General features: G+C 73.3%; 20 protein-coding genes. 6 read left to right on the top strand and 14 right to left on the bottom strand.

The features are described from left to right. The first annotated feature begins 3 nt into the window (after positions 1-3). Positions 4-1,194: a mandelate racemase/muconate lactonizing enzyme family protein gene (locus VKZ81_RS04125; RefSeq protein WP_324240046.1), complete on the top strand. Its 1,191-nt coding sequence runs from the start codon at positions 4-6 to the stop codon at positions 1,192-1,194. Positions 1,195-1,472: 278 nt separating this feature from the next. Here VKZ81_RS04125 and VKZ81_RS04120 read toward each other — a convergent pair whose 3' ends face one another. After that, complete coding sequence (locus VKZ81_RS04120) at positions 1,473-4,259, bottom strand: cation-translocating P-type ATPase (RefSeq protein ID WP_324240045.1); 2,787 nt, start codon at positions 4,257-4,259, stop codon at positions 1,473-1,475. A gap of 104 nt (positions 4,260-4,363) precedes the next feature. On the opposite strand from VKZ81_RS04120, the gene VKZ81_RS04115 reads away from it, so the two are divergent. Further along, the gene (locus tag VKZ81_RS04115) at positions 4,364-5,263 is read left to right on the top strand and encodes a universal stress protein (RefSeq protein ID WP_324240044.1); all 900 of its coding nucleotides are present in this window, start codon (positions 4,364-4,366) and stop codon (positions 5,261-5,263) included. Between the two features lie 114 nt (positions 5,264-5,377). Here the strand turns inward: VKZ81_RS04115 and VKZ81_RS04110 are convergent, their stop codons facing one another. From VKZ81_RS04110 to VKZ81_RS04060, 11 genes are all read right to left on the bottom strand, one after another. Beyond that, positions 5,378-5,758: a pyridoxamine 5'-phosphate oxidase family protein gene (locus tag VKZ81_RS04110; protein WP_324240043.1), complete on the bottom strand. Its 381-nt coding sequence runs from the start codon at positions 5,756-5,758 to the stop codon at positions 5,378-5,380. After that, positions 5,755-6,825, bottom strand: a complete 1,071-nt coding sequence (locus VKZ81_RS04105; RefSeq protein ID WP_324240042.1) for a tellurite resistance/C4-dicarboxylate transporter family protein — start codon at positions 6,823-6,825, stop codon at positions 5,755-5,757. Before VKZ81_RS04105 ends, VKZ81_RS04110 begins: the two co-directional genes overlap by 4 nt. 171 nt (positions 6,826-6,996) lie before the next feature. After that, positions 6,997-7,965 carry an ABC transporter ATP-binding protein gene (locus VKZ81_RS04100; protein WP_324240041.1) on the bottom strand — a complete coding sequence of 323 codons (969 nt, stop codon included), beginning with the start codon at positions 7,963-7,965 and terminating at the stop codon, positions 6,997-6,999. Between the two features lie 5 nt (positions 7,966-7,970). Beyond that, positions 7,971-9,017, bottom strand: a complete 1,047-nt coding sequence (locus tag VKZ81_RS04095; protein ID WP_324240040.1) for an ABC transporter ATP-binding protein — start codon at positions 9,015-9,017, stop codon at positions 7,971-7,973. A gap of 26 nt (positions 9,018-9,043) precedes the next feature. Further along, the gene (locus VKZ81_RS04090; protein WP_324240039.1) at positions 9,044-9,934 is read right to left on the bottom strand and encodes an ABC transporter permease; all 891 of its coding nucleotides are present in this window, start codon (positions 9,932-9,934) and stop codon (positions 9,044-9,046) included. Positions 9,935-9,938: 4 nt separating this feature from the next. Next, entirely contained in the window at positions 9,939-10,883 is a 945-nt protein-coding gene (locus VKZ81_RS04085) for an ABC transporter permease (RefSeq protein ID WP_324240038.1), read from the bottom strand. Positions 10,884-10,894: 11 nt separating this feature from the next. Beyond that, the gene (locus VKZ81_RS04080; protein ID WP_324240037.1) at positions 10,895-12,451 is read right to left on the bottom strand and encodes an ABC transporter substrate-binding protein; all 1,557 of its coding nucleotides are present in this window, start codon (positions 12,449-12,451) and stop codon (positions 10,895-10,897) included. A 70-nt stretch (positions 12,452-12,521) separates the two neighbouring features. Beyond that, positions 12,522-13,478 (bottom strand): alpha/beta hydrolase, encoded by a 957-nt coding sequence (locus tag VKZ81_RS04075; protein WP_324240036.1) that lies wholly within the window; start codon positions 13,476-13,478, stop codon positions 12,522-12,524. After that, positions 13,457-14,719 (bottom strand): amidohydrolase family protein, encoded by a 1,263-nt coding sequence (locus tag VKZ81_RS04070; protein WP_324240035.1) that lies wholly within the window; start codon positions 14,717-14,719, stop codon positions 13,457-13,459. Before VKZ81_RS04070 ends, VKZ81_RS04075 begins: the two co-directional genes overlap by 22 nt. Before the next feature lies 1 nt (position 14,720). Continuing rightward, a complete protein-coding gene (locus VKZ81_RS04065) occupies positions 14,721-15,086 on the bottom strand; it encodes a Rieske (2Fe-2S) protein (protein WP_324240034.1) in 366 nt (121 codons plus the stop codon). Beyond that, on the bottom strand, positions 15,083-16,252 hold the full coding sequence (locus VKZ81_RS04060; RefSeq protein WP_324240033.1) for an amidohydrolase family protein: 1,170 nt from the start codon (positions 16,250-16,252) through the stop codon (positions 15,083-15,085). Before VKZ81_RS04060 ends, VKZ81_RS04065 begins: the two co-directional genes overlap by 4 nt. A 105-nt stretch (positions 16,253-16,357) precedes the next feature. Between VKZ81_RS04060 and VKZ81_RS04055 the strand changes: the two genes are divergently transcribed. Further along, positions 16,358-17,281 (top strand): LysR substrate-binding domain-containing protein, encoded by a 924-nt coding sequence (locus VKZ81_RS04055; protein ID WP_324240032.1) that lies wholly within the window; start codon positions 16,358-16,360, stop codon positions 17,279-17,281. A gap of 87 nt (positions 17,282-17,368) precedes the next feature. Here the strand turns inward: VKZ81_RS04055 and VKZ81_RS04050 are convergent, their stop codons facing one another. Then, entirely contained in the window at positions 17,369-18,709 is a 1,341-nt protein-coding gene (locus VKZ81_RS04050) for an MFS transporter (RefSeq protein WP_324240031.1), read from the bottom strand. 99 nt (positions 18,710-18,808) lie between these two features. Beyond that, positions 18,809-19,426 (bottom strand): TetR-type transcription factor C-terminal domain-containing protein, encoded by a 618-nt coding sequence (locus tag VKZ81_RS04045; protein WP_324240030.1) that lies wholly within the window; start codon positions 19,424-19,426, stop codon positions 18,809-18,811. A 109-nt stretch (positions 19,427-19,535) separates the two neighbouring features. Here VKZ81_RS04045 and VKZ81_RS04040 point away from each other — a divergent pair, with 109 nt between their 5' ends. Genes VKZ81_RS04040 through VKZ81_RS04030 form a run of 3 tightly spaced genes read left to right on the top strand, consistent with a single transcriptional unit; the run spans position 19,536 to position 22,791 of the window. Beyond that, positions 19,536-20,357 carry a MaoC/PaaZ C-terminal domain-containing protein gene (locus tag VKZ81_RS04040; RefSeq protein WP_324240029.1) on the top strand — a complete coding sequence of 274 codons (822 nt, stop codon included), beginning with the start codon at positions 19,536-19,538 and terminating at the stop codon, positions 20,355-20,357. Further along, positions 20,357-21,169 (top strand): alpha/beta fold hydrolase, encoded by an 813-nt coding sequence (locus VKZ81_RS04035; protein WP_324240028.1) that lies wholly within the window; start codon positions 20,357-20,359, stop codon positions 21,167-21,169. Before VKZ81_RS04040 ends, VKZ81_RS04035 begins: the two co-directional genes overlap by 1 nt. Further along, positions 21,166-22,791 (top strand): AMP-binding protein, encoded by a 1,626-nt coding sequence (locus tag VKZ81_RS04030; protein ID WP_324240027.1) that lies wholly within the window; start codon positions 21,166-21,168, stop codon positions 22,789-22,791. The genes VKZ81_RS04035 and VKZ81_RS04030 overlap by 4 nt, the downstream gene beginning before the upstream one ends. The last annotated feature ends 13 nt before the right edge of the window (positions 22,792-22,804 follow it).

The raw sequence follows: 22,804 nt of genomic DNA, 5'->3' as shown, positions 1-22,804 counted from the left end.
CGGGTGAAGATCGTCGACCTGAGGTGCGCGGTGATCGGGAACAGCCCGATCGTGCGGATCGTGACGGACGAGGGCGTGGACGGGTTCGGCGAGATCGAGTCGTCGAAGCCGTACCTGCGCCCGGTCGTGGAGATGTACCGCGACTTCCTGATCGGTGAGGACCCCACCGACGTCGAGCGGTGCATGCTGAAGATCCGCCGGTTCGCCGGGTTCAAGCCGTGGGGCAGCGCCGTGTCGGCGATCGAGTTCGCGCTGTGGGACGTCGCCGGCAAGGCGGCGGGCCTGCCGGTCTACAAGCTGCTCGGCGGCAAGGTGCGCGATCGGGTGCGCGTCTACAACGGCGGGGTGCGCCCGCAGCGCGACGGCAACCGGCCGGAGGACTACGCGCGCGCCATGGCGGAGATGAAGGCCGCCCCCGAGGGCTTCACGCTGATCAAGGAGGGCGTGGCCTACCACGGCCCGATGGCGGCGAGCACCCCCGGCTTCTCCTACGGGGAGCTGCGCACCGGCCCGCGCCACCCCAACCGCGGGCCGCTCACCGAGCGCGGCCTGAAGCACACCGTCGCCTGCGTCGAGGCGATGAAGGAGGTGCTCGGCGACGAGGTCGGGCTCGCCCTCGACGCGGGACCCGGCTTCACCGTCCCCGACGCGATCCGGCTGCTGCGCGCGCTGGAGCCGCTGAACCTCACGTGGGTGGAGGACCTGCTCACCGGCGACTACGTGCCGTGGGTGCACGCCGACCAGTACCGCGAGGTCACCGTCGCGACCAGCACCCCGACGCACACCGGCGAGCAGATCTACCTGCGGCAGAACTTCAAGGACCTGATCTCCACGCAGGCCGTGCGGGTGGTCGGGCCCGACCCGTGCGACGTCGGCGGGATCGCCGAGCTGAAGTGGGTGGCCGAGTACGCCGACCTGCACGGCGTGCAGATCGCGCCGCACGGCGTGCTGGACGGCGTGTTCGGGCTGGCCGCGCTGGTGCAGGTCTGCGCGACCCTGCCGGACAACTTCATCGCGTTCGAGTACCCCGTGGCGAAGCCCGACTGGTGGTACTCGATCGTCACCGGGCTGCCCGACCCGATCGTGGTCGACGGGTTCATCGACGTCTGGGACCGGCCGGGCCTCGGCGTCGAGTTCGACCGCGAGGCCGCGGCCGCCCACCTGAGCCCCGGGGACGAGGACTTCTTCGCGTGACGCAGGCACCGCCGAGACGGACGTTCGGACGCACCCGGTTGCAGGGCGCCTCGGTGACGATCGGGCGGCGGCCCGCTGGGGTCGATCGACGATGTGCGCCACGTAGCGGACGGCGCGCCGATGTCCATCAGGAGGTCGTAGGCCTCCCGCGGCGTCTCGAAGACGACCCGCTCCTCGTGGAGCGGCAGGTTCGACGCGCCGGGCCCCATCTCGTCGGCGAGGAAGCAGATCACGGGCTCGCTCGGCCGCTCGGGGAACTCGCCGGCGCCGGTTGCGGCTCAGGTGTCTCGGTCGTCGCCGCCCGACGGCGACCGCTCCGTCCACCGGCGTCGGACGGCCTTGTGCGCCTCGACCACCACCAGGAGCGAGCTCGCGACCAGAACGATCGTGAACCAGGTCTGGAGCCCGATCGGTGCGACGCGCAGCAGGTGCTGGGTGGCGGGCAGGTACAGCGCGGTGACGTGCAGGCCGACCGCGGCCGCGGTCGCGGCGAAGAGGAAGCGGTTCGCCACCGGGCTGATGCTGAACAGCGACCGTGAGGTGGATCGGGCGTTGCCGGCCTGGAACGCCTGGAAGACCACCATCGTCGTGAGCGCGACGGTCTGCGCGTGCTGCAGTGAACCGGTGGCGGAGAGCTCCCGGTGGAACATCCACAGCGTTCCCGCCGCCATGACGACCCCGGACAGCAGGGAACGCTCCCACAGCAGGGCGGTCATCAGCCCCTCGTGCCGGGGCCGCGGCCTGCGGCGCAGCACGTTGTGCCCACCCGGCTCGAAGGCGAGCGCCATGTCCTGCAGCCCGCTCGTGACCAGGTTCATCCACACGATCTGCGCCGGAACCATCAGCAGCGGCCAGTTCAGCCACAGCCCTACCAGGATCGCGATCGCCGTACCGATCGCGGTGGAGACGAGGAAGAAGGTGACCTTGCGGATGTTGTCGAAGGTCACCCGGCCCTGCTCGACGGCCGCCACGATCGAGCTGAAGTTGTCGTCGGCCAGCACGACGTCGGCGGCCTCGCGCGCGACGTCCGTGCCGTCGCGGCCCATCGCCACCCCGACCTGCGCCGCCTTGAGCGCCGGAGCGTCGTTGACCCCGTCCCCGGTCACCGCGACGACCTCGCCCAGCTCCTGCAGGGCGGTAACGATCCGCAGCTTCTGCTCGGGAGCCACCCGGGCGTACACCGAGGTCTCCCGGACGGCCCCGCGCAGCTCGGCATCGTCCATCCGCCGCAGCTGCGCGCCGGTCAGCACCGGCCCGCCCGATCGGTCGATGCCGAGCTCCCGGGCGATCCCGGCCGCCGTCGAGGGATGGTCCCCCGTGATCATCACCACCCGGATCCCCGCCTCCCGGCAGGCTGAGATCGAGTCCCGCACCCCCACGCGAGGGGAGTCGGTCATGGCCTGCAGCCCGCAGAACACCAGGTCGTGCAGCTCCTCGTCGAGCTGGAGCCCGGTCGGCCCCGCCTCCAGCGGGCGGTAGGCGAAGGCGAGCACGCGAAGGCCGCGAGCAGCGAGGTCGGCCCCGGCCGCGGCGACGGCTTCGGCGTCGAAGCGCTCGATGCCTTCCGCAGTCAGCATCCGGGTGCACATCGCAGCGATCCGCTCGGGCGCGCCCTTGACGTACACCGCGCGCCGGCCGTGCCGCGACCGCAGGCTCGCCGAGTAGCGCCGGGACGGCTCGAACGGGATCTCGCCGAGCGGGGTGTGCGCAGCCCGTGCGTCGGTCGGCTCGAGCCCGGCGCTCATCGCGGCGAGCAGCAGCGCCACCTCGGTCGGGTCGCCGACCGTCGTGAGCTCACCGTCGCGGCGGACGGCGTCGGCCTCGCTGCTCAGCACCCCGGCGAGGAGGGTCGTGTGCAAGGCGCGGGAGACATCGACCACGCTCAGGTCGTCCTCGGTGAGGAGCTCGGCGTCGGGCGGGTGGCCGGTGACCCGGAAGCGCTCGCCACCCGCCCAGATCTCCCGGACGGTCAAGCGGTTCTCGGTGAGCGTTCCGGTCTTGTCCGAGCCGATGACCGTGGTGCTGCCGAGCGTCTCCACCGCGGGCAGGTGGCGGATGATCGCTCGCCGGCGGGCCATCCGCGCCACCCCGATGGCGAGGGCGACGGTCGTCGCCACCGGGAGGCCCTCGGGGACGTTCGCCACGGCCAGCGCCACCGCAACGTGGAACATCTCCTGGACCGAGTTGCCGCGCAGGATGCCGGTCGCGAACGCGACGGCCGAGACCCCGAGCACCGCGACCCCGATGGTCTTCGCGAAGCCTTCCAACCCCCGCTGCATCGGGGTGCGGGGACTCGGCTCGCCCTCGACGAGCTCGGCGATGGCCCCGAGCTCGGTCCGGTCGCCGGTCGCGACGGCCACCCCGATACCCCGCCCGCTGGTGACGACGCTACCGGCGTAGGCCATCGACCTGCGGTCGCCGAGCGCGGCGTCCGGCGCGACCGGGCGCGGGTCCTTCGCGACGGCGAGCGACTCACCGGTCAGCAGGGATTCGTCGAGGTGCAGGGCGTTGGTCCAGGTCAAGCGCACGTCGGCCGGCACGCGGCTGCCCGGTTCGAGCACCACGACGTCACCGGGAACGACCTCCGCGCTGTCGATCTCGCGCGTCTTCCCCGAGCGCACCACCCGGGCCCGGGGGACGACGAGCCCCATCAGCGCCCGGACGGTGCGCTCGGCGGCCCGCTCCTGCCACGCGGCGACGGACGCGTTCAGCAACAGCGCGACGGCGACGACGACCGCGTCGAGGAACTCCCGCAGCACCAGGACCACGCCGAGCGCGATCACCATGATGTAGATCAGCGGGTTGCGGAACTGGCGGAAGAACAGGGCGACCGGCGATGGGGGCTGTCGTTCCCGCAACCGGTTCGGGCCGTGGTGCGACAGCCGCGCGGCCGCCTCGGTCGCGCACAGCCCGCTGCCGCTCGTCCCCAGCGCCTCCTCGACCGTTCGAGGATCCTCCGCGTGCCAGAGCAGTCGCCGGCCGGGAGTGAGCGAGGTCGCGCCGGTGCTCCGCTCGGTACCTGGATGATCAGCCATGGCGTCGCTGCCGGGTTCTCCGGCGGTCATCGTTTCGTCCGCTCCTCGTGTGCGGTTTCGCAGTACGCTGGCCTGCCGGGCCCCATCCGTTCCACGGGTGGGGCCCGTCGGCCGGAACGCTCGGAGGGGATCAGATGCCCGACGGGGCCTCCGACCAGACCGTCCTGGTCGGCGTCGACGGTTCGGATTCGGCCACGCGTGCGGTCACCTGGGCCGCCCGGTACGCGCTCGACCGGCGGCTCCCGCTCCGCCTGGTGCACGCCTTCGCCTGGCCCGACAGCACCTTCGACCCGAACGCCGTGCTCGCCCGGCGGGTCGCGCACACCTCGGTCGGCGAGCAGTACCGGGATGACCTGATCCGGCACGCCGAGCAGGACCTCGCCACGGCCGTTGCCGCGGCTCGTGAGGTCGCTCCCGGCCTCGAGGTGCACCACGAGGTGGTGACGGGCGCACCGACCGAGGTGCTGCTCGCCGAGTCGGCGCAGGCCCTCGTCACCGTGGTCGGGAGCCGCGGCCGCGGCGGCTTCGCCGGTCTGCTGCTGGGTTCGGTCGCCGTCGCGGTGGCCACCAGGGCGCACTGCCCGGTGGTGGTCGTCCGCGGCGAACCACCGTTCCGGACCGACGCACCCGTCCTCGTCGGCTTCGACCCCGCTGCGTCGGGCGACGGCGCACTGGACTTCGCGTTCGACGTGGCCGCTGCCCGGTGGGTGCCGGTCGAGGTGCTGTACGCGTGGCGCGACGAGTACTCGGTTCCCGACGCCGACGACACCGGGGACGTCGTGGAAGCGGGGCGCAGCCTCTTGGCCGAGCACCTCGACGCCCGGCGGGCCCGCCACCCCGATGTCGAGGTACGGGAGCTGATCGTGTCCGACCGGCCGGCACGAGCGCTGATCGACCGGTCAGCGACGGCCCAGCTCGTGGTCGTCGGGTCCCGCGGCCGTGCGGGTGTCGCCGCCGCCCTCGGTTCGGTCAGCCATGCGCTGATCCACCACGCCGCGTGCCCGGTGGCCGTCGTCCCGCGGGCGGGTGGCTGAAGGGCTCCGGCCTGCATGCAACCACCCTCGCCGGGCGGCGCCGGCCGGGCCGGAGGCGCAAGGCCCGTCGACCGGGTGACGGAAGGCCCGACCGGCGGCACCGCAGGCCCCGGGCTACGTGCCGGCGGCGGACGTCGGGAGCTCGACGCAGTCGGAGTCGCAGGCTCCCGGGGCGGGCGCGGGTGCCGGGCGGTGCAGGACCGCTCGCGACACGGTGACGGTGAGGGTGTCGCCGTCCAGCTCGGCGCTGCCGTCGACGATCAGCGAGTGTTCGTCGGCGGATCTCGGGGGCCAGACGAGCGTGACGGCGGGGCGCGCGGCGAGGTTGGCGCGGGTCTTGCGCCCCAGCTCGCCGACGACGACCCCGGCGTCCCGCACCTGCGGGGACACCGCGACGACGTGCGGCCTTCCGTCGTCGCCGATGGTCACCAGGTAGGCGAAGTCGAAGCGGGCGACCGCCTCCGCCAGGTCGTCGATCGCAACGGCGATGCTCACCGGTCGAGGGTAGGGCGGGGACGGGCACCGGCGCAGCGGGCCTGTGGTCCCCTGCGTCCCGCCCGCGCGAGGGACACGACCATGGCCGCGAAGACCGCGACCCAGGCGGCGAGCGCGGGCCAGAACTCGATGCGGGCGACGACGGCCATGAACCGCAGGCCGGTCACCCCGCCGAACTCGGCGGTGGCGACGGAGTACATCCCCAGCGGGAAGACCAGCGCCCACAGCTGCGGGGTGTAGGTGAGCCGGTCGCGCCGCAGTACGTGCCGCCAGAACCCGAGCAGCACGAGCAGCGGGATCGTCCACGTCCCGAACGACCACAGCAGCAGGCTGGTGCCCTCGACGACGGGTGCGGCGACGCGGACCACCGGGAGCTCGCGGTCGAGCTCGAGGATCCGGCTGCCGGCGAGGACGCTGATCGCCGTCGCCCCCATGATGATCCAGTACGGCGTCGTCAGCTCGTGCGGGCGCACCGGCGCGGTCAGCAGGCGGACGAGCAGGAGCGTGAGCAACACCGCGTACAGCACCACGCCGACCGCCCACGTGGTCACCGCGCCCGCGGCCGCCGCCTCGCCGAGGGCCCCGGTGGGTGGGGCCACCATCGACGTCCCCGTCGAGATCCCCTGCGTCGCGACCACCCAGAGGAGCCAGGTGCCGTCGGCGTCGGCGAGCCCGGACTTGCCGGCCGTGACGATGACCAGCGACGGGATCGCGTAGCCGAGCACGAGCCAGCCGAGCGCGGCGACGGCGAGCAGCGCGAGGGCGACCGCCTCGGCGCCCTGCTCGTACAGGCGCTCACCCAGCACCGCCGCCCCGGCGACCACCGCGAAGGCGGCGAAGGCGTGGCGGGGGCTGGTCAGCTCGTCCCGGACCAGGGCCGGCCGGAGCCACGCGCGCAGCAGCGACAGGACCGCGAGCACCGGGAAGGCGACGGCCGCGACCACGAGCGTGGCCGTCGAGATCGGCGCCAGCCCCTGCCGCGCGGCCGCGGTCGAGACGATGCCGGTCGCCATGACGAGGGCGAACCACCCGGGGCCGAGGCTGCGCAGCGCGGTCGTGACGTCCACCCGACCCAGGATGGTACGGGCGCGCCGGGGTCGTCGGGGTCGGCCCGATGGTGACCCGCGCTCTCCGAGACGGCGCCGGCGGCGGCCTGACGTGGCCGCCCGAGGTCGTCGCGGATCGGCCGGCCGCCCAGGTCCGCGGGGTTCTGAGCCGCCGCCTGGTGGCCGGTCCGCTCACGTGACCAGCGGGTAGTGGCACGCCACCGATCGGTTCGGCCCGATCGGGGTGAGCGGCGGTTCGGCGTCGGCGCAACTCGGCCGGGCCAGCGGGCAGCGCGTGCGGAAGCGGCATCCGCGGGGTGGTTCGAGCGGCGAGGGCAGCTCGCCGCGCAGGGCGTCACCGCCGAGCGGGGCGGTGGGATCCGGGACCGGCACCGACTCGATCAACGCGCGGGTGTAGGGGTGCGCCGGATGCCGGTAGACCTCGTCGGCGTCGCCGATCTCGACGATCTTCCCGAGGTACATCACCGCGATCTGGTCGCTGATGTTGCGCACGACGGCGAGGTCGTGCGAGATGAACAGCATCGCCAGCCCGCGTTCGGCCCGCATCCGCTCGAGCAGGTTCAGCACCTGGGCCTGGACGGACACGTCGAGCGCGGACACCGGTTCGTCGCAGATCAGCAGCTCGGGACGCAGCGCCATGGCGCGCGCGACCGCGATCCGTTGGCACTGGCCGCCGGAGAACTCCCCGGGACGGCGGTCGGCCACCAGGTCGGGGTCCAGGCCGACCTGGCGCAGCGTCTCGTCGACGCGCTCGGCGATGCCCGCCCGGTCCACGCCGTGGATCGCGAGGCCTTCGGCGACGATGTCGCGGATCCGGCGTCGCGGGTTCAGCGCGGAGACCGGGTCCTGGAAGATGATCTGCATGCGCGGGAGGACCCGCCGCAGCCGGGCGAACGACATCGACGTCAGCTCGAGCCCGTCGAACCGGACCCGGCCCGCTCTCGGGGCGGGCAGCCGCACGAGCGCCTTCGCGACGCTGGATTTTCCGCACCCGGATTCGCCGACGAGTCCCAGCGTCTCGCCGCGCCGCACCCGGAAACTGACGCCCGAGACCGCCTGGACCGTTCCGCCGGGGACGCGGTAGGTCTGCACGAGGTCCTCGACCTCGAGCAGCGGCCGGGCGGGCCCACGACCGTCCATCGTCGTCACGGTCGCTCCCGCAGGCCGGTCGGTGCGAAGCAGGCGTACCGGTGGCCGTCGTCCCCGGCCGGCTCGAGGTGGGGGACGTCCGTGCTGCAGCGGGGGAGCGCGGCGGCGCAGCGGGGCGCGAAGCGGCACCCCGGGCCGAGGGCCACCGGGTCGGGCGGCGCCCCCGGGATGGTGTGCAGCGCGGAGTGGCGCGGTCGAGCCGTGTCCGGGATCGCCTCCAGCAGGGCCGCGGTGTACCTGTGGCGGTGGTGCGCGAACAGCGTGGGCGTGGGAGCCTCCTCGACGACCTGACCGCCGTACATGACGGCGATGCGATCGGTGCGCCCGGCGAGCACCCCGAGATCGTGGCTGACCATGATCACCGCCATGTCCCGGTCGCGCTGGATCCGCTGGAGCAGGTCGAGGATCTGCTTCTGCACCGTCACGTCCAGCGCGGTGGTCGACTCGTCGGCGATGAGCAGCGCGGGGTCGCACGCCAGGGCCATCGCGATGGTGACGCGCTGGCGCATCCCGCCGGAGAGCTGGTGCGGGTACTGGCGGAGGCGCTTGCGCGGCTCGGGGATCCCGACCTGCTCCAGCAGCTGCACCGCCTTCTCCCGCGCCGCTGCGCGGCTGAGCCCGAGGTGGTGGCGGGGCCCTTCGGTCAGGTGCCGTTCGATGCGCACGACGGGGTTGAGTGCCGAGGAGGGATCCTGGAAGACCATCGCGATGTGCCGACCGAGGTAGCGGCGGGCTTCTCGCGCCGGCAGACGACGCAGGTCGACCCCGTCGAACCGCACCTCGCCGCTGACCCGCGCCGCACGGGGCGCGATCCCCATGATCGTGCGCACGAGCATGCTCTTGCCGGAGCCCGACTCGCCCGCGATGCCGAGGGTCTGCCCGCGCTCCAGGGTGAGCGTCACGCCGTCGACCGCGCGCAGCAGCCCGCGCCGCGTCGGGAGGTGGCAGCGGAGGTCGTCGACGTGGAGGAGGGGCGGGGGTCGATCGGGCCCGGCCGCCTGCTCCGGTCCCGGCCTCGGGTCGGTGGTCGTCGTGGGGTTCATGTCGGCCCTTTCCGTCGCGCCGGCCGTCACAGCTGCGACTGCTCCACGTCGAAGCGCCTGCGGAGGTGGTCGCCCACGGTGTTGAGCGCGTACACGGTCATGAACAGGAAGAAGGCGGGGATGAAGGTCAGGCTCGGGTGCGAGGCGATCCGGTCCTTGGCCTCGGCGACCATGCCGCCCCAGCTGGGGTAGGGCATCGGCATCCCGAACCCGAGGAAGCTCAGCGATCCCTCGATCACGATCAGCAGCGCCATGACGACCACGGAGAACGCGACGATGCTCATGAGCGCGTTGGGCAGGATCTCCCGGAACATGATCCGCCAGTGGCTCGCGCCCATGGCGCGCGCGGCCAGGACGAACTCGCGGCTGCTCTGCGCGACGACGCTGCCCTTGGTCATCCTGGCGAAGGACGGGATGATCAGCGCCGCCAGCGCCAGGGTGAGGCTCGCGAGGCTGGGCCGCAGCGCCGCCGCGAGGGCGATGAGGAACAGCAGCGGCGGGAACGCCTGCACGACCTCGGCCAGGATGTCGATCGTCGCCTCGACGACGCCCCGGAAGTACCCGGCGAGCAGTCCGAGGAACCCGCCGACGACGAGCCCGAGGACGGCGGCGGTGAGCCCGACCGCCATCGACGCCCTCGCCCCGTACACGATGCGCGAGAGCACGCTTCGCCCGATCGCATCGGTGCCCAGCGGCTCACCGGTCAGCTGCGGTCCCTGCATCGGGGCGCCGACCACCTCGTCGTAGCCGGCGATCGGCAGCACGTCCGCCAGGAGGGCCACCAGGGCGAGGCCGGCGATCCAGCCGATCCCGACCCACAACGGGAGCTTCGCACCGCGGCGCGCCGCGCGGGACGCGGTCGGCGGCGTCTCGGCCGCGGAACCGGTCGGCGGGGCGGGTTGCATCACCGAGGACACGGCGTCACCTCGCCCGGATCCGCGGGTCGATGACCGAGTAGCCGACGTCGACCGCGATGTTGACGAGCACGTAGGTGACGGCCACCACGACGACGATCCCCTGGATCGCGGGGATGTCCTGGAACGGGACCGACTGGATGGCCAAGAACCCGATGCCGGGCAGGGCGAACAGCGACTCCACGATGACCGCCCCACCGAGCAGGCGGCCCATGGACAGCCCCGCCACCGTCGTCAGGGAGAACAGCGACGGGCGCAGCACGTGGCGGAACAGCACGTAGCCGGGTGGCAGGCCGCGGGCGCGCGCCGACAGCACGAACTTCTCCTGAAGGGTCCTGATCACGTCGCCGCGCAGCAGCCGGAAGTAGACGGCCGCCTCCATGAGGGCGAGGCTCAGCGCGGGCAGGACGGCGGACCGCAGGTTGCCGATCGGGTCCTCGGTGAAGGGGACCCAGCCCCCGACCGGGAACAGCCGCGCCCGCACCGCCAGGAGGTAGATCAGCAGCACCGCCGCGGCGAACCCGGGCAGCGACAGCAGCGCCGACGACAGCGCGGTGGCGGTCCGGTCCAGCCGGCCGTCGGCGCGGGCCCCCGCCACGAGCGCGAGGGGCACCGCGACGAGCAGCGCCAGCACGACGGAGAGCACCGCGATCTCGAGCGTCACCGGGAACCGCTGCGCGATGGCGGTGGTGACCGGGAGGCCCATGCGCAGCGACGTCCCCAGGTCGCCGCCGAGCGCAGCCGTCAGCCAGTCCCAGTAGCGGACGTGGAACGGCCGGTCCAGGCCGAGCTGCTCGTTGAGCCGGGCGACCTGCTCCGGGGTCGCCTGGTCGCCGAGCATCGCGAGCGCGGGCGAGCCCGGCATGAGGTCGACCATCGCGGTGGTGAGCAGCGTGATCAGGAACAGGACCGGCACCAGGCGGAGGAGGCGGCTCCCGACTTGGCGTAGCACCGTGGCTCTCCTCAGGCGTCCGGCCGGAACCCGATCTCGTCCCAGCGGATCAGGCCGCGGCTGGTGTACCGCAGGCCCGTGACGTCGTCGGACATGATCGTGGTGAGCGTCGGGGTGAAGGTGAACATCCCGGGGAGGTCGGCCAGGAACCGCTCCTGCACCGCGCGGTAGCTCGCGGCGCGCTCGGCGACGTCGGTCGTCGACCGCGCCGCGAGCAGTGCCGCATCGACCTCGGCGTTGGCGTACCCGGTGGTGTTGAAGCTGCCGGTCGAGCCGAGGAGGTTCACCAGGCCCGGGTCCGGGTCGGGGTACCGGTAGGCCCCCGGGTACGGGCTCATGTCGTAGTCGCGACGCAGGAAGACCCGTTCGCGCGCGGCCGTGACGTCGATGTTGTCGATCCTCATCGACACGTTCCGCATGTCCCGCAGCTGGCTCTGGATGAACTGCGCGGCGCGGGTGTTGACGTCGTTGCCGCTGATGTTCACGAACACGAAGTCGACCGGCTTGCCCTCGGCCGCCAGCTCGTCGAACAGCTCCTGGGCGCGGGCCCGGTCGACGGCGGGCAACGTCAGGTCGGGTTCGTGGAACGGGGAGTCCGGCTCGAACAGCCCTGCTGCCGCGCGGGCGTCCGGTGACCCCTGCATGATCTCGGCGAGCTGCTGGCGGTCGATGCTCAGGTAGATGGCCCTGCGCGCGCGGACGTCGTCGAACGGGGGGCGCTGGTTGTTGAAGTAGATCCAGCCGCCGCCGTTCTGGTCCTGCCGGTGCACGGTGAGGCCCATCGCCTCGGCCTCGGCGAACAGGGCGAGGTCGGCGTCCGCGGTCGGGGGTTGCACGTCCGCCTGACCGGACGCGATGGCGTTGACGCGCTGGCCGGCCTCGGGGACGAGATCGATCCGCACCTGCTCGAGGTACGGCTTGCCCTCCTGCCAGTAGTCGGGGTTCGCGGTGTAGATCTCGTGGCTGTCGCGCACCCACTCGGTCAGCAGGTACGGGCCGGCGCCCACCGGGTTGGCGGAGAAACCCTCGGGGTCGGCCCGCATCGCGGTCGGGGACACGATGAACGGCAGCGACTGCGCGATCAGCTTGTCGAGGTGCATGTTCGGCTCGGGCGTGGTGATCTGCAGCGTCAGCGGGTCGAGGACCGCCATGTCCCAGGTGGCGATGGTCCGCGCCTCCGGCGAGAAGCCGACGTCGACGTAGTGCTGGTAGGTGAACCGCACCGCCTCGGCGTCGTACGGGGTCCCGTCGGAGAACGTGACCCCCGGGCGGATCTTCAGGGTCCAGACCCGTCCGTCCTCCGACGGCTCGATGCTCTCCCCGATGTGCGGCACCGCCTCCCCGGTCACCGGGTCGGAGATGAACAGGTGGTCGAAGACGGCCGCGAGCCGCGTCGCGTCGCCGGCCGACGAGATGGTCGCGTCCTCGGCGGGGTCGAAGCTGCGGGCGGGGATGCCGATCGCCATGGTGAGCGTGCCGCCCCGGGCCGGTTGGGCGTCGACGGGGCCCGCGGACGCCCCACCGGATCCCCCGCACGCGGCGAGCACCAGGGTCGTGGCGACCGCCACCGCGGTCGCCCGGAGGCCCCTTCGGGGAGATCTCGACATCGTTGTCGCCTTCCTCGGTGGTCGTGGCGGGTCAGTCCTCGTGGCGAGCGGCGCCGGCGGCCGGTGCCGACGCGATCTCGGCGAGCACGTGGCGGGCGAGCTCGTCGTCCGGGGTGTTGAGGTGAGCGGTGAGCGTGAAGTGGTTGTGCCCCCTGAGGCGCACCACGGGGGGCCACCGTCCGTGCCGGTGGCTGTGGGCGGCGACCACGGCGGTGGCCTGCCGCTGTGCGGGGGGTGGGTCGAACTCGGCGACGGCGTAGAGGACCGGCACCGGGGAGTCGACCAGCCCGCGGAGCGGGGACAGCTCGACGTAGCGGCCGGGGTCGTCACCGAAATACGGGCGCAGCAGGTCGGGCTCGAAGGTCGCCAGGTCGTAGGCGCCGGAGAGCAGGCTTGCGCTCGCCACCGCGGGGCCCGCGGGCTCGTGGAACCGCGGGTGGGCCAGGTAGCACGCGGCGTGGACCGCGCCCGCGGAGGTCCCCATGAGGTGGATCCGGTCCGGTTCGCCGCCGTGCGCGGTGATGTTCGTCCGCACCCAGTGCAGGGCCGCCGCCACGTCCTCGGTGCCCGCGGGCCAGCCGAACTCCGGGGCGAGCCGGTAGGTCATCGTGACCCCCACCAGGCCGTGGCGGACGGCCCACACGGCGACGTTGTCGTGGTACGGGCTGCCGGGCCGGTTCTTGTCGCCGCCGACGAAACCCCCGCCGTGGACGAAGACGACCACCGGCCGCGGTGCGCCGGGTTGCGCACCCGCCGGCCGGAAGACGTCCAGCCGCTGCCGCGGGTGCGACCCGTAGGCGACGTCCCGGTGCACCTCGATGCCCGCGTACGGCGGACGTTCGTGGAACGGCGCGTACAACGCCTGGGACGCCGCCATGACGTCCGGCGAGACCACCGGGCCCAGCTCGGCGACCCGCCGGGCGAGAGCGTGCGCGTCGAACACCGGGCCCCGCTGGGGCGCGGCGGTCAGTCGGCAGCCGGTACCCATTCGATCTCCCTGCCGTCCTCCGTCGGGTACTCCCGGCGGGCGGGCGGTGCGTCCGAGACCCCCGTGGCCGGCATGGCGCCCACCTCGACGGTGCGCCGCGACGTCGGCCGACGCTCGCGGTCGGGCCACCTGAACCAGTTCCGGGCGTTGTCGTGGAAGACCTTGGCGTGCCACGACGCCGGGAGCCGTTGCGCGATGTCGTCGACGGCGTCGGTGTTCCAGTGCGGGTAGCCCGAGGCGAAGCACAGCAGGTCCGCCGCGTCCCCGAACGCGTCGAGGAGCTTCACCACCCGTTCGGCTCCGTCCGGTTCAGCGGGGCGGTCGATCGGCCACGTGCTCACCCGCACGTGGTCGCGGAAGTAGTCGCTGGGGAGGCGGCGGACCCACGGCACCTCGCGCCGCAGCCCGCGCCAGTTCACATCGAGACGGAAGAACAGGCCCGGTATCCACGCCGTGCCCACCCCGGAGACGAACAGCCGCAGGTCGGGGTACTTCTCGAACACCCCCTGCACGATCATGCTCTGGACGTGGGTCATGATCGGGCTGAACGCGAGCGCGGACAGCTCACCGAAGGTGCTCGGCATCCCGCCCGCCGTGGGGTGGGTCAGGGTGTCGGCGCCCACGTCACCGCCGGGGTGCAGGACGACCGGCAGGTCCAGCTCGGCCGCGGCCTCGTAGATCGGGTGGTACGCGGGATGACCGAACGGCTTGCCGAGCCCGTTCGCGGCCATGAGCGCCCCGACCATCCGTTCGTGGGCGCCGGCGCGCCGCACCTCCGCGGCGCCCTCCTGCGGCGTCTGGTTGGGCACCAGCACGAGTCCGAAGAGGCGCTCGTCGGCGGCGAACCAGCGCTCGATCGTCCAGTCGTTGATGGCGCGGGCGAGCGCGCTCGCCCGGTGGGTGTTGGGGACCGCGGGGATGAACATGCCCCGGTCGTGGCTCAGCACCGCCCGCTCCACGCGACCCGCGCCGAGGGCCTGTCGGACCAGCAGCCCGGGGTCCGACCCGGCCGGCGCTCCGTCCGGCTCGGCCGTGGCCAGGTAGTCGCCGGCCGGGTGCCGGAACGGAGCGGCGGGCAGGATCGGCATCGCGCCCGCCCCGCCGGGCAGGGTTCCCGGTACGCCGATGTGCTCCCGCCAGCCCGCCGACATGAAGTCGGTGACCTCGAGCTGGGACCGCCAGTGGTGGTGCACGCACGCGTCGATGACCGGGCCCCGGTAGCGCCGTTCGCGCTCGGACACCTCAGCCCCTCCCCACTCGGATCAGCACGCGGCCGTCGTGTTCGTGGACCGGGTAGGTCGCGACCCGGTAGCCGGGACAGGCCGACTCGCCGGACCGCAGCGAGAACTCCCAGCGGTGCCAGGGGCAGAGGACCGCCGGTTCCGCTGCGTCCGCGTCGACCTCCACGCCGTCGGGGGTGAACCGGCTCGACAAGGCGACCTGCAGGAACCCCTCCGAGAGCGGCGCGGCCTGGTGGGGGCAGCGGCCCCGCACGGCGAAGAGCTCGGCGCCCCACCGGCACACGGCGACCTCGAGCCCAGCCGCGCGCACCTGGCGCAGCGTGCGGTCCGGGAAGTCCTCCGCCGCCCCGATGTCGATCACGCTCATCGCGCCGACGCCCCCGCGCCGGAGGGCGCCGCAGCGGATCCAGCTGCGCCGGCGGACCCGGCCACCGGGGCCAGCCGCAGGATCGAGCGGGCGTTCTCGTGGAAGACCTTCGGCAGCCACTCCCGCGGCAGTCGACGTGCGACGTAGAAGGGGTCGTCGGCGTCCCAGTGGGGGTAGTCGCTGGAGAAGCAGAGCACGTCGTCCATGCCGCCGAGCGCCTCGAACAGCTCGATCAGCTGGCTCTTGCGCGGGGTCAGCTCCAACGGCTGCGTGCTGAGCTTGACGTGCTGCCGGAAGTAGTCGCTCGGCCGCTGCCGGACCCAGTCGCTCTCGGCGCGCAGCACCCGGTAGTGGGCGTCGAGCCGCCAGAGGAAGTTCGGCACCCAGGCCAGGCCGGTCTCGAGCACGAGGACCTTGAGCCCGGGGAACTTCTCGAACGTCCCCTGGGTCACGAAGCTGGCGAGGTGGGTGAGCGTCGGCTGCTGCAGCAGCGTGTGCCACTCCAACCGCGAGTTCGGCACGCCGCCTGCAGCGGTGTGGGCCGGGCCCCCTTCCGTCTCGCCTGCGGCGCCGTGGATCACGATCGGCAGGCCCACCTCCTCGGCCACCCGGTAGATGGGGTCGTAGACGGGGTGCCCGAGCGGCTTGCCGAAGGCGTTCCAGGAGAACAGCACGCCCGTCACGCCGGGGTGGTCGGCCATCCGGCGGATCTCGGCAGCGGCGGCGTCGGGTAGCTCGGCCGGGATGACGACGGTCGTGCGCAGCCGGGAGTCCCGGGGTAACCAGGTCTCGACGACCCAGTCGTTCATCGCCCGGGCGATGGCCGCCGCGAACTGGGGGTTGTGCCGCGCCACCTCGTGTCCGATGTCGAACGACAGGTTCGCGACCTCGATCGGGTGGGGGTCGAGGTGCTGGGCGCGCATCAGCTCGTAGGAGGTGCCCAGCCCGTCCTCGGGGAGCGCCTCCAACCGCTTGTTGACCCCTCGCTGGAACGGGTAGGTCAGCCCGGCCGGCATGAGCGCGGCACGGGGGCCTCCGGTGCGGTCGCGGACGTAGGCCCTCCACCGCCGGGGCAACCGTTCGACCAGCTCGTCCGTGGAACGCCACCGCTGGTGGACGTCCACGTCGATGATCGGCCCGTCGTACACCGGGACGCGCGTCGTCACGTCGGCCCCTTTCCGTGCTGGGGATGCGCGTAGCAGTGTGGCCGGGCCCATAATTTATGAAAAGCATGACTAACTAACGAGAGAAGCAAGTATTACTATCTTTTGGTGCGGTTCACCCTGCGGCAGCTCGAGTACTTCGTGGCGGCCGCCGAGACCGGCACGCTCACCGGTGCGGCCGCCCGCTGCCACGTGTCGCACGCCGGGATCGCGCTCGCCATCGGCGATCTCGAACGCGCCCTCGGCGTGCAGCTCCTGCTGCGCCGCAAGGCGAAGGGCGTCACGCTCACCGCGGCCGGTCAGCGGGTGCTGGCGGACGCGCGGGCGTTGCTGGCGCAGGCGGAGGAGCTGCAGTCCGCCGCGGTGGCGAGCGGCGGGCAGCTCGCGGGCCGGTTGCGGGTGGGCTGCTACACGGTGCTCGCGCCGTTCTTCGTCCCGTCACTGCTGGACACCTTCGCCGCCGAGCACCCGATGCTGCGGCTGGACGTCGTCGAGGACGCGCAGCACGAGCTGCAGTCCCTGCTCCTCGACGGTGCGATCGAGGTCGCGTTGCTCTACGACCGCGGCCTGCATCCCGACGTCGACCGCCGGCTCGTCCGGCGGCTGCGCCCCTACGTCCTGCTCGCGGCGGACCACCGGTTGGCGGGCGGCGGGCAGGTGCGCCTGGCGGACCTCGCCGACGAGCCGTTGATCAGGCTCGACCTGCCCCCGCTCGCGGAGGGGGCACAGGGGCCCGCCGCCGGGTGGGGCTCGGACGCGGCGGCGTGGTACCGGACGCCCAACCTCGAGGAGGTGCGCTGCCTGGTCGGCCGGGGTCTCGGCTACGCCGTGCTCGTCCAGCACCCGCTGACCGAGGTCACCTACGACGGGCGACGGGTCGTCGCGCTCCCCATCGCCGACGACGTTCCGGACGTCTCCGTGGTGCTCGCCCACCCGCGCGGTGCGCAGCTGACCCGGCGTGCGGAGGCGCTCCTCGAGTTCACCAGGGCCGTCACGCCGGGTGCGGCACCGGTCGACGGGACCACCAACTAGTCGGTGGCGCCGACCGGTCGGTGCCACCAGCGCCGGCAGCCGACGTCGTCACCGCCCCGGTGCGGTGGTGAGCGGCCCGCGCGGGCCTCACCCCCGGCTCGCCCCGACCGCCGTCGAGGGCTCGTACAGGTCGCGCCCGAACCGCTCCCGGATCGTCGCCACGGCGACGAAGGTGATCGCCGCGCACCCGATGATGTACAGCGCCACCGACCACGACGCGCCCGTGGCCGCGAGCAGGGCCGTCATGATGAACGGGGCCAGCCCGCCGGCGAACACCGACGCGAACTGGTAGCCCAGCGACGCCCCCGAGTAGCGGACGTCGGCGGGGAACATCTCGGTGTAGAGGGTGGCCTGCGGGCCGTACATCGTCGCGTGGATGGTGAACCCGACGAGCAGCGCGAGGAACACCAGCGGCGTGGACCCGGTCTCCACCAGCCAGAACATCGGGAACGCGAACAGGCCCATCAGCACGGTGCCGGTGAGGTAGAGGCGCTTGCGCGACCCCATGCGGTCGGTGAGCGCCCCGAACAGCGGCATGGACACCACCTGCGTGAGCCCGGCCAGCATCACGCACCACAGGATCGTGGACCGGGACATCCCGACGGTCGTCGTCGCGTAGTCGAGCATGCCGCTGATCAGGATGTAGAAGGTGGCGTTGACGACGAAGAACGCGCCCGCCGCCTGCAGGATCTCCCGCCAGTAGCGGCGGACGGCCTCCACGAGCGGCGCCTTGCGCAACCCGGCCTCCGCGCGGGAGGCGCTCGACCGCTCCCGCAGCTCGCGGAACACGGGCGTGTCCTCGATGCGCAGCTGGACGTAGGCGCCGATCGCCACGAGCACGAGCCCGGACAGGAACGGGATGCGCCAGCCCCACGCCATGAACTGCTCGTCGGTGAGCACGGCGGTGAGGAGGAGGAAGAACATGTTGCCCGCCACCGCGCCGAAGATGGCGCCGGTCTGCACGAGGCTGCCGTAGAAGCCCCGCCGCGCGACGGGTGCGTGCTCGGTGAGCAGCAGCGCCGCCCCGCCCCACTGGGCCCCGACGCCGATGCCCTGCACGAGCCGGGCGAGCACGAGCAGGGCGGGGGCCCACGCCCCGATCGCGTCGTACCCGGGCAGCACACCGATCATGAACGTCGCCAGCCCCATGATCAGCATCGCCCCGACGAGCGGCGGCTTGCGGCCGAACCGGTCGCCGACGTGGCCGGCGATGATCCCGCCGAGCGGGCGGGCGACGAACCCGACCGCGAACGTCGCGAACGAGGCCAGCGTGCCGGCGACCGGGCTCACCGAGGGGAAGAACAGGTGGCCGAACACGAGCGCGGCGGCCGTGGCGTAGATGAGGAAGTCGAACCACTCGAGCGTGGTGGCGAACACCGCGGCCGCGGCGAGCCTGCCCATCTGCTGCGGGGGAGCGTGCTGGTCCATCTCAGTCCACCTCCGGACTGCGGCGTTGCGGCCGTAGGTACGAACGATCGTTCGTAACCTAGCCGAGCGGAATCGCCCCGGGCAAGGCGCGGGGTCTGCTCAGTGGGGGAGGCGGGCTTCCAGCAGCGCGAGCGCGTAGCGGGCCTGCTGCTCGGCGAGCTGGCCGCGCGACAGCCGCCCGTCCGGCCGGTACCAGGAGGCGATCGCGTTGATCCCGGACAGGATGGCGCGGGCGGCATCGGCGGCGTACGGCGTGCGGAACTCGCCGCTCGCCACGCCTTGGGCGACGATCTCCTCGAAGACGTCCTGGGTCGAGTCGCGCTCGGCCACCAGTGCGGCGCGGTCGTCCGGCTCGAGGTAGCGCACCTCGTTCGTGGACACGAGCATCGCGACCTGCTGGTCGACCACGAAGCCGACGTAGGCGCGCACGGCTTCGCGCATCCGCGAGGTCGCGTCGTCGCCGGCGTCGGCGACCGCGCGCCGCACCCGTGCCCGCAGCTCGTCGTTGGCGTGCCGCAGCACCTCGGCGAGCAGCCGCGACTTCGAGGGGAAGTAGTTGTAGAGGTTGGACAGGCTCGTGCCGGCGAGCTTCGCGACGTCGCGCATCGACGCGCCGTTGAAGCCCTTCCGGCCGAACGCCTCGAGCGCCGCGTTGAGGATGACGGCCTCGTTCCGCCGGCCGGTGTCGGGGACGAGGGCGGCGGAACGGGTGTTCATGTCCCTCAGCCTACGGCACCCGACGACCGCGTCCCGGGCCGCTTGACAGGGGGAGCCCAGGCGTGCTTCGTTAGCGTGAAAGAACGTTCGTTCGTGCCGAAGGGGGCGCATGGACTCCGGCCCGTACTTCGAGGACTTCGAGGTCGGACGCACCTACACCGGCCCGGAGCGCACGCTCTCGCCCGCCGACGTCGCCGCGTTCGCCGAGCTGAGCGGCGACCGCCACCCGGTGCACACCCGCGACGAGCAGCCGCTCGTGCACGGCCCGCTCGGCATCGCGTGCTTCTTCGGGTGGCTGTACGAGACGGGGCTCGGCGCCCACGTCGAGGCCGCCCTGGACACCCGCTGGCGCTACCTCGCGCCCCTGCACCCCGGCGACCGGGTGAGCTACGAGATGACGATCACCCGGGCCCGGCGGACGTCCGCGCGGGTGAACGGGGTGATCGGGCGGCACGTGCTCGTGCGCGACCAGCGCGGCGTGCTCGTCCAGGAGGGCGAGACCGCCGCGCTGGTGACCGCCCGCGACGCGACCGGCGACGACGCGCAGCGGGTCGGCCGGGCGTTCCCCGGCGCCGCGTGGGCGCGTGCGCTGGGGGAGCGGCTCGCGGCCTCCCCGGCGTTCACCACGCAGACCAGCACCTGGGACGGCACGATCGGCCTGCGCTTCGGCGAGGACGTCGTCCAGTTCCGGATCTACCGCGGGCGCGTGCTGGACTGCGGCACCCGCACCCCCGACGGGCCGACCTTCGTGCTCGGCGCCCCGGACATCACCTGGGTGCGGCTGCTGACCGGGCCGGTCAACGACTTCACGAAGCGGACGATGCGCGGGGAGTTCACCGTGAGCGGCAGCGCCTACGAGTACCTGCGCCTGACCAGCGCCCTCGTGGCGCTGGTCGACGAGGCGCGCGCGCTCGCGAAGGAGGCGGCGTGATGCGCGCGCACGACCTGCGGGTGGCGGGCAGCAGGGCGTTCGTGCTGGAGGAGGGCGCGGGCACCCCCGTGCTGTGCCTGCACACCGCGGGGCAGAACGGGGTGCAGTGGCGGGACGTGCAGCCCGAGCTGGCCGCGCTCGGCTACCGCGTCGTCGTGCCGGACCTGCCGGGGCACGGCCGTTCCGAGCCCGCCCCGCGCGGGCCGGTGCGCGACCTCGGCGACTACGCCGCCTGGTGCGAGGAGCTGATCGACGCCCTCGGCATGGAGCGGCCGTTCGTGGTCGGGTGCTCGATCGGGGGCGCGATCGCCTTGCAGCTGGCCGTGCGCCGCGGCGACCGGCTGGCCGGCGTGGTCGCGATGGCCGCGCACGGCGGCACCGACCGCGACCCGATGCTCACGGTCCGTGGGCTGGAGCGCGAGCTGGTCGACGCGGCCGCGCCCAGTCGCGCGGACCGCACCTACCACGGCACCCTTGCCGTCGTGGGCGCGAACGTGCAGCCGGAGCGGGCCGAGCTGATCGCGCGCATGCACCGGCGGGAGGACCCGGAGGTCACCACCAGCGACCTCATCGGCTGGGTGACCCACGACGTGCGCTCCGGCCTGCCCGGCGTCCGGTGCCCCGTGCACCTCGTCGCGGGCTGCGACGACCTGTGGCTCGACCCGGCCGACGTCCGCCACGCGGCCGGGCTGATCCCCGACGCCCGCTGCACGTTCCTCGAGGGCGTCGGCCACTACCCGATGGAGGAGCTGCCCGGCTTCGCCGCGACGCTGCACGGGTGGCTCACCGACCTGGCGAGGCGATCCCGATGACCCTGGCAGACCTGCTGGCCGACGTCGTCGCGACGCGTCCGGCCGCCGTGCTCGTGATCGACGGGGAGGACGACGTGCGGGTCACCCGCGCCGAGTTCCTCGCGCGCACCGTGGCGCTGCGCGACGCCTTGCGCGAGCGCGGCGTCGGGCGGGGCGACTGCGTCGGCGTCATGCTGCCGAACTGGTCCGACGCTCTGGTCTGGCAGTTCGCCGCCGCCGCGCTCGGCGCCCACGTGATCGGGATCAACACCCGCTACGGCGTCGGCGACGTCGCGCACGTGCTGGAGCGGGCGCGCCCGGCCGTCGTCGCCGTGGCGGACGACTTCCTCGGCCTCGACCTGTCCGGCCGGCTGCGCGATGCACTCCCCGAGGCGGGCGTGCCCGCCCCGCAGGTGGCGGTGGTCGCAGGCCCGGGGCGCCCGCCCGTCTCCGCGATCGAGGCTGCCCGGCACGACGTCGGCGCCGGGACATGGGTGCCACCGGAACCCGCGGGCCCGCCGCCCGACGCGGACGCGCTACGCGGCGGGCCCGACGCGCTCGCCGTGGCGTTCACGACGTCCGGCTCCACCGGCCGGCCGAAGCTCGCCGCCCACCTGAGCAGCGGCGTCGCCACACACGCCCGGAACGTGGCCGCCGCGGGCGGGTGGGACGAGGACTCGGTCAGCCTCGTCGTGCTCCCCCTGTCCGGGGTCTTCGGGTACGTGCCCGCGCTCGCCGCGATCGCGGCCGGCGGCGCCGTCCTCCTGGAACCGACCTTCGACCCGGCCCGGACCGTGGCCCACATGGCCCGCCACTACGTCACCCACCTCGCCTGCGCCGACGACATCAGCGGCCGGCTCATGGAGGCGTGGCGCGCGCAGCCGGTGGGCCTGCCGGACTGGCGGCGGCTGCTGATCGCCGACTTCTACGGCACGTCGGCCACCGTCGCCGCGTGGGCCGAGGACGAGACCGGCACGCCGACGTGCGGGGTGTACGGCTCGAGCGAGCTGTTCGCGCTCATGTCGTTCTGGGACCCGGCGCTGCCGCGGCCCGACCGGTGGCGCGGGGGCGGCGTGCCCGTCTCGGACGCGATCGAGGTGCGCGCGGTCGACCTGTTCACCGGCGAGCCGATCACCGGCGACGAGCCGGGCGAGCTGCAGTTCCGCGGCTACCACGTCGTCGACGGCTACCTGGGCGACCACGACGGCGCGATCCGCGCCGCCGCGTTCACCGAGGACGGCTGGTTCCGCTCCGGCGACCTCGGCGTCGCGCGGCCCGACGGTTCGTTCGTCTACCTCAACCGCATCGGCGACGCGCTGCGGCTGAAGGGCTTCCTCGTCGACCCCGCGGAGATCGAGAACCGCCTGGCCGCGCACCCCGACGTGGGGCGCACGAAGGTCGTCGGGATCACCCGGGCGGGGGAGACGCGTGCGATCGCCTTCGTCGAACCGGCCGAGGGCGCCGAGCCCGACCCGGTCGCCCTCCGCGAGTGGTGCGCGGCCACGCTGGCGCGCTTCAAGGTGCCCGACACCGTGCACGTGATCCCGGAGATGCCGACGACCGTCGGCACCAACGGCGCGAAGATCCGGGCGGCGGCCCTGCGGGAGCTCGCGGAGCGGCTCGCCGGGGCGGAGCAGGGCTGAGGGCCCGACGGCC

This window comes from Pseudonocardia sp. (genome assembly GCF_035305885.1).
GTDB lineage: Bacteria > Actinomycetota > Actinomycetes > Mycobacteriales > Pseudonocardiaceae > Pseudonocardia.
Note: the sequence above shows the minus strand (reverse complement) of the source record. Positions and strands in the feature narration are given on the sequence as shown.

Bases quoted from the DNA above. Each gene is read 5' to 3' on its own strand.
- VKZ81_RS04120 (WP_324240045.1), bottom strand. From the start codon at position 4,259: ATGACCGCCGGAGAACCCGGCAGCGACGCCATGGCTGATCATCCAGGT.
- VKZ81_RS04115 (WP_324240044.1), top strand. From the start codon at position 4,364: ATGCCCGACGGGGCCTCCGACCAGACCGTCCTGGTCGGCGTCGACGGT.
- VKZ81_RS04100 (WP_324240041.1), bottom strand. From the start codon at position 7,965: ATGGACGGTCGTGGGCCCGCCCGGCCGCTGCTCGAGGTCGAGGACCTC.
- VKZ81_RS04095 (WP_324240040.1), bottom strand. From the start codon at position 9,017: ATGAACCCCACGACGACCACCGACCCGAGGCCGGGACCGGAGCAGGCG.
- VKZ81_RS04075 (WP_324240036.1), bottom strand. From the start codon at position 13,478: ATGGGTACCGGCTGCCGACTGACCGCCGCGCCCCAGCGGGGCCCGGTG.
- VKZ81_RS04065 (WP_324240034.1), bottom strand. From the start codon at position 15,086: ATGAGCGTGATCGACATCGGGGCGGCGGAGGACTTCCCGGACCGCACG.
- VKZ81_RS04050 (WP_324240031.1), bottom strand. From the start codon at position 18,709: ATGGACCAGCACGCTCCCCCGCAGCAGATGGGCAGGCTCGCCGCGGCC.
- VKZ81_RS04045 (WP_324240030.1), bottom strand. From the start codon at position 19,426: ATGAACACCCGTTCCGCCGCCCTCGTCCCCGACACCGGCCGGCGGAAC.
- VKZ81_RS04040 (WP_324240029.1), top strand. From the start codon at position 19,536: ATGGACTCCGGCCCGTACTTCGAGGACTTCGAGGTCGGACGCACCTAC.
- VKZ81_RS04035 (WP_324240028.1), top strand. From the start codon at position 20,357: ATGCGCGCGCACGACCTGCGGGTGGCGGGCAGCAGGGCGTTCGTGCTG.
- VKZ81_RS04030 (WP_324240027.1), top strand. From the start codon at position 21,166: ATGACCCTGGCAGACCTGCTGGCCGACGTCGTCGCGACGCGTCCGGCC.